Raw genomic sequence first — 5,529 nt, 5'->3', positions numbered from 1 at the left:
CACATTGTGAGGCACTCGCCATCGAATTTCTGTAACGGACCGCGGAGGTGCTCGATCGTGGCTCAAGCGGTCGCTGCCTGCGGGATATTCAGCGGGCCGTCTTCGCCCGCTCGATCGCCCCCGCCCCCTGGCCGGCCACCACGGCACGCCTCCTGCTGGCACTGGTGATCATCGCGGGAGCGGGAGCGGTCGCGGCGGGCGCCCTCCGCCTCCACAGCGCCTCCCGCACCCCCACCCCGTCCCACCCCTGACCCCGCGCCCCCGCGCCGCCCGACGTCCCCCGCGATCTTGCACTTTCGGTCGCCCTCTTGCGGCTTTTGCCTGATTTGTCGAGGCAGGAAGTGCAAGATCGCGGAGGCCGCCGGCGCGGCCGGGCAGGGCCCGGGGCGTGCGAGGGGGGTGGGGGTGGGGTGGGTTAGCGGGGGGTGGGGTGGGGGGTGAAGCCGTAGGGGAGTTCGAGGCGGTGGCGGGCCAGCAGTGGCTCGTCGGCGAGGATGTCGGGCGTGGGGCCGTCGGCGACGATGCGGCCGCCGTCGAGGATCACCGAGCGGTCGCACAGCTCCAGCGCGTACGGCAGGTCGTGCGTGACCATCAGCAGGGTCACCGGCAGGTCACGCAGGATCCCTGCGAGTTCCCGGCGGGCGGCCGGATCGAGGTTGGACGACGGCTCGTCGAGCACCAGGATCTCCGGGTGCATGGCGAGGACGGTCGCCACCGCCACCCGGCGCCGCTGCCCGAACGACAGGTGGTGCGGGGCGCGGTCCCGGTGGGCGGACATCCCGACCGCGTCCAGGGCCTCGTCCACGCGGGCGGCGAGTTCCGCCCCGCGCAGCCCCAGGTTGGCCGGGCCGAACGCCACGTCCTCGGCGACCGTGGGCAGGAAGAGCTGGTCGTCCGGGTCCTGGAAGACGATCCCCACCCGGCGGCGCACCTCGCCGAGCGTCGCCCGGTCCGGGCCGACCGTCAGGCCGCCGACGGTGACCGTCCCCTCGGTGGCGGTGAGGATGCCGTTGAGGTGCAGCACCAGCGTGGTCTTCCCGGCGCCGTTCGGCCCGAGCAGCGCCACCCGGTCGCCGCGCGGCACGGTCAGGTCGACGCCGTGCAGGGCGACGTGCCCGTCCGGGTACGCGTACCGGACGCCGCGGACGTCGAGCGAGACAGGCTGCACGCTACCGATCATGTCAGCACGACGGCGGCGGCGGCGACGGTGGCCGCCAGGACGGGCACGGTGGCCGCGACCAGCCACTGCCCGGCCGTCGCCGCGCCCGCGCCCTGCCACACCACCGGCATCCGGCCGGTGTAGCCGCGCGACAGCATCGCCAGGTACACCCGCTCGCCCCGCTCGAACGCGCGCAGGAACAGCGCGCCGATGCCGGCGGCGAAGCCGCGCAGCTGCCACAGGAAGCGCGGGTCGTCGCCGCGGGACATCCGGGCCACCCGCATCCGGCGGGTCTCGCCGACCAGCACGTCCAGGTACCGGAGCATGAACGTGGCGATCTGGGTGAGGATCTGCGGGCAGTGCAGCCGGTCCAGGCCGACGATCAGGTCCCGGGTCGTCGTGGTGGCGGCCAGCAGCAGCGACGCGAGGACGCCCAGGGTGCCCTTGGCGACGATGTTCCACGCCCCGTAGAGGCCCTCCTCCGACAGCCGCAGCCCGAGGATCTCGACCCGCTCGCCGGCACCGAGGAACGGCAGCGCGACCGCGAACAGCACGAACGGCAGCTCGATCAGCGAGCGGCTCAGGAGCCACCCCGGCCCCACCCGGGCCAGCGCGGCCACCGCCACGACCAGCAGCGCGTACGCCCCGAAGGCCCAGAACGCCTCGCGCGGCGTCGCGACCACGGCGAGGGTGAAGACCACCATCGCGGCGATCTTCACCTCGGGCGGCAGCCGGTGCACGGGTGAGCCGGACTCCCGGTACAGCACGTGCGCGTGCCCGGCACCCATCGTCGTACCCCCTCAGCCCGCCGTGCCGGCCCGCGCGTCCGCGCGGTCCGTGGTGTCCGTGTCGGCGGGCGCCGGGCCACGACGGCGCACCAGCCAGAACGCGCCGCCGGCCACGGCGAAGGTCAGGAGTACGCCGAGCACGCCGGACAGCCCGGTGGAGAGGAAGTCGTTGTCCACGCCCGACACCCCGTAGCCGGCCAGCGGGCCGCCCACCTCGTGCTCCTCCTCCCGCTGGGCGGGGCAGGTGCCGCCGGTGATGGTGCCGTCGGCGTCGACCGTGCAGCCCTTGAGCAGGGACGAGTCCAGCCCGTCCGGGTCCGACGAGGCGAAGTTGCTCATCACCCCGGCCAGGAGCAGGGCGACCAGCAACCCGCCGACGACGAATCCCCAGGAACGCTTCTTCACCGGACACCTCCGACGGCGGGGACGGGCGCGGGCGCGGCCGGCTTCAGGGCGCGGAGCGCGTACACGAGATCGGGCCGGACCTTCGCCACGGTGGCCACGGTCGTCGCGGTGATCAGGCCCTCGCCGATGCCGATCAGCAGGTGGGTGCCGGCCATCGTCCCGGCCAGGCCGGCCAGGTTGCCGCCCAGGTCGGCGGTGCCACCGAGTTGGTACTGCAGGACGAAGCCCATCGCGGCGGCCACGACGCTGACCAGACCGGAGACGAACGCGGTCACGGTCAGCCCGGCCGGGGTGCGCGGCAGTACGCGCAGCAGCAGGGCGATCAGCAGGTACGCGGCGGCCGTGCCGAGGACGGCCAGGTTGACGATGTTGGGCCCGAGCATCGCCACGCCACCGTCACCGAAGACCAGCGCCTGCACGATCAGCACCACTGCCACACAGAGCGCGCCGACCCACGGCCCGACCAGCATCGCGGCGAGCGCGCCGCCGAGCAGGTGGCCACTGACGGCGGCCGTGAAGATCGGGAAGTTGATCATCTGGACGGCGAAGATGAACGCGGCCACCAGGCCGGCCATCGGCGCGAGGCGGTCGTCCAGGTCACGCCGGCCACGCAGGACGCAGACGGTCAGCGCCGCGAGTGCGACCGCGGCGAACGCGGCGGCGACGGGACCGTCGAGGATCCCGTTCGAGATGTGCAACGCCAGGGTTTCCACGCGACCTCCCACGCGTCGGCGGGCCCGTCCTCGCCGGCGGAGGCCAGCTTATTTCCCGAGTCTTACTGTTGCCAAGATATTGCAACAAGCCGAGGGGTTGATCACGGATACGGCCCGCGTCGCCTCCACCGGTCCCGGCGAGGGCGGCGGTAGGGTCGTGCCATGACCGCGCCCGACCGCCTCTCCCCCGGCGACCCCGCACCGGAGTTCACCCTGCCCACCGACGCCGGCGAGACGCTCTCCCTCGCCGGCCTGCGTGGCCGCAAGGTCGTGCTGTACGCCTACCCGGCCGCCATGACCCCCGGCTGCACCAAGCAGGCCTGCGACTTCCGCGACTCGCTCGCCTCGCTCCAGGCCGCCGGCTACGAGGTCGTCGGCATCTCCCCCGACAAGCCGGAGAAGCTCGCGAAGTTCCGCGAGCGCGACGCCATCACCTTCCCCCTGGTGTCCGACACCGACAAGGCCGTGCTGACCGCTTACGGCGCGTACGGCGAGAAGCAGATGTACGGCAAGACCGTCACCGGGGTGATCCGCTCGACCTTCGTGATCGACGCCGACGGGAAGATCGAACGGGCGCTCTACAACGTGAAGGCCACCGGGCACGTCGCAAAGCTCCGCCGCGACCTCGGCCTGGACTGAGGATGTCGGACCGGGCCACTACGGTCCGTACGTGGTCCGGTACCGGTACACCCCGGAGGCGCTCGCCGAGGCGGCCGCCGCCGCGCACAGCGTCACGGAGGTGATGCGGCTGCTCGGCGTACGGGTGAGCGGCGGCTCGCACGCCCACATCAGCCGGCAGCTGAAACGGTTCGGCGTCGACACGTCGCACTTCACGGGCCAGGCCCACCACCGAGGCCGGCGGGGGCAACGGCGTACGACCTCGATGCAGGTGCTGGTGGAGCTGCCCCCGGGGTCGCGGCGCACACCAGGCACGCGCCTCAAGTGGGCGCTCGGCATCATCGGCGTGCCCGAGGAGTGCGAGGAGTGCGGCACCGGACCGACCTGGCGGGGCCGCCCCCTCATCCTCCACGTCGACCACGTCAACGGCCACTTTCTGGACAATCGCCCGCCGAACCTACGGCTCCTCTGCCCGAACTGCCACAGTCAGACCGGCACCTACGCCGGGCGCAACCGACGGCGACACCGCACCGCTCCTTCGGGCCTCGACGATCCGCCCGAGCCCGCCGACGCGCCGTCCGGTTCCGTCAGCCAACCGGTTGACGAGATCGTCCGGCGCTTCGTGGCGGAGGAGTTGACCGCCGTCCAAGCCGCGGAGCGGATCGGCTGCCATCCGCACACCATCTACCGGCTCGCTCGCCGCCTGCGCGAGACGGGCACGGCGGCGCCCCGGCGCCAGGGCTCGCGGCTCTGCTCGTCGGAGGACGGGAAGCTGGTGATCCGCTACGCCCTCGCCGATCCGGACCTCGGAGCCAGGAGACTCGCCCGGCTGCTCAGCACGGCGGAAGGGCGTTCAGACCTCACTGCCGGGCGGGTCGCCGCCATCCTGGCCTCAGCCAGGCTCACCACGGTGGCGGCCCGACGCTCTACACTCTGAGGGCCTGCGGGAGTGGCGAAGTCGGCAGACGCGCAGGATTTAGGTTCCTGTGTCCGTGAGGACGTGGGGGTTCGAATCCCCTCTCCCGCACCTGGGCCGGGTCCGGCAACTCGACCGGACCCGGCCATTCAGCTCGCGGTACCCGCTGTCGCGACGGTCACGATCACCTGCCGGATCCCGCACCGGCGGGTCAGGATGGCCGGTGTGAGCCTGCACTTCGTCCTCGACCCCGAGCTGACCCCCGAGCTGCGGGAACGCATCGTCGCCCTCTGGGTGGACGTCACCAACGCCGGCGGCGCCGTCGGCTTCGTCGCCCCGGTGACCGCCGCCGACGTCCGGCGCCTCGCGGACCCCACCCTCGCGGCGATCGCGGACGGGCCCGACCGCCTCCTGCTCGGGTACGCGGACGACCGCCTCGTCGCCGCGCTGATCTTCTGCGACAACCGGTTCGACCTGAAGGCCCACTGGTGCGTCCTGAAGCGGGTGATGATCCACCCGGACACCCAGGGCCACGGGTACGGTCTGGCGCTCATGCGCGAGGCCGAGCGCCTCGGCCGCGACATGGGGTACGCCGCGCTGCACGTGACCGTCCGGGACGGTCTGGGCCTGGACCGTTTCTACCGCCGGCTCGGCTACCGGGAGATCGGGCGGCTGCCGGGGGCGCTGCGGGTCGCGCCAGGGGACGACCGCGACGAGATCCTCATGTGGCGGGACCTGCCACCGGCGGCCTGACCGCGGGACCTGGGCCGCCGCCGAAGAGCGTCCCTCTGTTGGCACGACATCCCGGAAACAGTGGCCTCCACCACCGGTCGAGGCCACTACTTCCCCGATCCAGCACGATCATGAGCGCCGCGGCGAGGCGACCCCGCCGCGGCGGGACGCCGGGGCCGAGGCCGCCGCGGCGTCTCA

The 5,529-nt window shown here is 72.9% G+C and carries 8 protein-coding genes and 1 tRNA gene; 5 read left to right on the top strand and 4 right to left on the bottom strand.

Going from position 1 to position 5,529, the window contains the following annotated elements:
- The first annotated feature begins 47 nt into the window (after nucleotides 1-47).
- Nucleotides 48-251 (top strand): hypothetical protein, encoded by a 204-nt coding sequence (locus AB0I76_RS21405; protein WP_357038158.1) that lies wholly within the window; start codon nucleotides 48-50, stop codon nucleotides 249-251.
- A 164-nt stretch (nucleotides 252-415) separates the two neighbouring features.
- On the opposite strand, the gene AB0I76_RS21400 is transcribed toward AB0I76_RS21405, so the two are convergent.
- From AB0I76_RS21400 to AB0I76_RS21385, 4 genes are read right to left on the bottom strand one after another with little or no spacing between them, the layout of a single operon-like run.
- Entirely contained in the window at nucleotides 416-1,180 is a 765-nt protein-coding gene (locus AB0I76_RS21400) for an ABC transporter ATP-binding protein (RefSeq protein WP_357038155.1), read from the bottom strand.
- Nucleotides 1,177-1,947, bottom strand: a complete 771-nt coding sequence (gene cbiQ, locus AB0I76_RS21395) for a cobalt ECF transporter T component CbiQ (RefSeq protein ID WP_357038152.1) — start codon at nucleotides 1,945-1,947, stop codon at nucleotides 1,177-1,179. The genes AB0I76_RS21400 and cbiQ overlap by 4 nt, the downstream gene beginning before the upstream one ends.
- A 12-nt stretch (nucleotides 1,948-1,959) precedes the next feature.
- Entirely contained in the window at nucleotides 1,960-2,352 is a 393-nt protein-coding gene (locus tag AB0I76_RS21390) for a PDGLE domain-containing protein (RefSeq protein ID WP_357038150.1), read from the bottom strand.
- Entirely contained in the window at nucleotides 2,349-3,065 is a 717-nt protein-coding gene (locus AB0I76_RS21385; protein ID WP_357038147.1) for an energy-coupling factor ABC transporter permease, read from the bottom strand. The genes AB0I76_RS21390 and AB0I76_RS21385 overlap by 4 nt, the downstream gene beginning before the upstream one ends.
- 162 nt (nucleotides 3,066-3,227) lie before the next feature.
- Between AB0I76_RS21385 and bcp the strand changes: the two genes are divergently transcribed.
- The 4 genes from bcp to AB0I76_RS21365 all read left to right on the top strand — a co-directional run bounded on the left by bcp (nucleotide 3,228) and on the right by AB0I76_RS21365 (nucleotide 5,352).
- Nucleotides 3,228-3,704 carry a thioredoxin-dependent thiol peroxidase gene (gene bcp, locus AB0I76_RS21380; RefSeq protein ID WP_357038144.1) on the top strand — a complete coding sequence of 159 codons (477 nt, stop codon included), beginning with the start codon at nucleotides 3,228-3,230 and terminating at the stop codon, nucleotides 3,702-3,704.
- Between the two features lie 31 nt (nucleotides 3,705-3,735).
- The gene (locus AB0I76_RS21375; RefSeq protein ID WP_357038141.1) at nucleotides 3,736-4,620 is read left to right on the top strand and encodes a hypothetical protein; all 885 of its coding nucleotides are present in this window, start codon (nucleotides 3,736-3,738) and stop codon (nucleotides 4,618-4,620) included.
- A gap of 6 nt (nucleotides 4,621-4,626) precedes the next feature.
- Nucleotides 4,627-4,710, top strand: a tRNA-Leu gene (locus tag AB0I76_RS21370).
- A 114-nt stretch (nucleotides 4,711-4,824) separates the two neighbouring features.
- Nucleotides 4,825-5,352: a GNAT family N-acetyltransferase gene (locus AB0I76_RS21365; protein ID WP_357038138.1), complete on the top strand. Its 528-nt coding sequence runs from the start codon at nucleotides 4,825-4,827 to the stop codon at nucleotides 5,350-5,352.
- Nucleotides 5,353-5,529: the final 177 nt, after the last annotated feature.

Source organism: Micromonospora sp. NPDC049799, from assembly GCF_040656655.1.
In the GTDB taxonomy this organism is placed as follows: domain Bacteria; phylum Actinomycetota; class Actinomycetes; order Mycobacteriales; family Micromonosporaceae; genus Micromonospora.
Note: the sequence above shows the minus strand (reverse complement) of the source record. Positions and strands in the feature narration are given on the sequence as shown.

Coding starts and splice junctions, on each gene's coding strand:
- bcp (WP_357038144.1), top strand. CDS start 3,228: ATGACCGCGCCCGACCGCCTCTCCCCCGGCGACCCCGCACCGGAGTTC.
- cbiQ (WP_357038152.1), bottom strand. CDS start 1,947: ATGGGTGCCGGGCACGCGCACGTGCTGTACCGGGAGTCCGGCTCACCC.
- AB0I76_RS21400 (WP_357038155.1), bottom strand. CDS start 1,180: ATGATCGGTAGCGTGCAGCCTGTCTCGCTCGACGTCCGCGGCGTCCGG.